Origin of the sequence: Methylobacterium gnaphalii, from assembly GCF_007992215.1 — a bacterium.
GTDB classification, from domain to species: Bacteria; Pseudomonadota; Alphaproteobacteria; order Rhizobiales; family Beijerinckiaceae; genus Methylobacterium; species Methylobacterium gnaphalii.
This window is the reverse complement of the sequence record NZ_BJZV01000101.1, coordinates 1-1,113: the sequence shown is the minus strand read 5'-3', so window position 1 is coordinate 1,113 and position 1,113 is coordinate 1. Positions and strand designations below refer to the sequence as shown.

Sequence of the window (1,113 nt, the reverse complement as noted above, 5' to 3'; positions counted from 1 at the left end):
AGATTGGCCAGGCCGATCTTCATCAGGGCTCTCGCCAAGCCAATCGTGCGCACCACGAGCCCCATCGGCCCCTTCTGCCGGGTGAAGACGTGCTCGACAGCGGCGCGGACCTTCGACTTCTCGCCATTGGCACGGGCGACGTTCCTCGCCATCGGCTTCCCCAGCGGCTTCTTGCGATGGATGCGGGAGCGGAAGCCATGGGCTGCGAGGTGCGCCTCGTTGGCCTTCGAGCGGTAGGCGGTATCCGCCCAGACGTCGCTCGCCGTGTTGGCCTTCGAGAGGAGACCGGGCAGCTGCGCCCCATCGTGTCGGGCCGCGTCGGTGGCGAGCCAGGTGCGGATCAGCCCGTGGCGGCGGTCGATGCCGACGTGGTTCTTGTAGCCGAAGGCTGGCACTGCGATGTCGACCCGCTTCGACCCGTCCTCGGCGGGCTTTGCCTTCGACCACTTGATCGTCCAGCGCGCATCTCGGTCCTTCTGGGCGAGCTTGGCCGGCTTGGCCTTCCAGGCATCGGGCACACGGCCGGCCTTCAGATCCGCCTTCTCCATCTCGGTATTGCGCTGCTTGGGTGCGGCCACCACCGTGGCGTCGACGATCTGGTCGCCCATCGCCAGGAAGCCGGCCTGTCGCAGGGCCGCCTCGTAGGCCGAGAACAGCACCGCGATGGCAGGCTTGCCTGCGATCTCGGCCCGGGTGAGCGCCTCGCGGAAGGTCCAGATCGTGTTGGCGTCCGGCACCGGGTCGGACAGCCCGAGCCCGAGGAAGCGCATGAAGGAGAGCCGGTCCTTGATCAGGAACTCGGTGCGCTCGTCCGACAGCGAATGGCTCGCCTGCAGGATCAGCACCTTGAACATGAACACCAGGTCGAACGGCGGTCGGCCGCCCTTCGCACCGCCCGAGCGGGGCACGGCACGGGCGAGGTCGTCCCGGAACAGCTCGAAATCGATGATGCGGCTCAACCGCTCCAGCGCGTCGCCCTTGGCCGAGAGATCCTTCAGACGCTTATCGACGTCGAAAAAACCGGGCTGACCGCGCATCGCAGCACCTCACCGACCGCCGACCCCATCACACCACGATACACCTCAAACCGCGAGGTTTTTGGAGGTGTCCAGG

General features: G+C 66.9%; 1 protein-coding gene. It reads right to left on the bottom strand.

All coding sequences use genetic code 11. The features are described 5' to 3' along the window. Positions 1 to 1,037, bottom strand: a 1,037-nt coding sequence (locus MGN01_RS23265) for an IS5 family transposase (RefSeq protein ID WP_147049159.1), incomplete at its 3' end; no start/stop codon positions are given. Positions 1,038 to 1,113 lie beyond the last annotated feature (76 nt).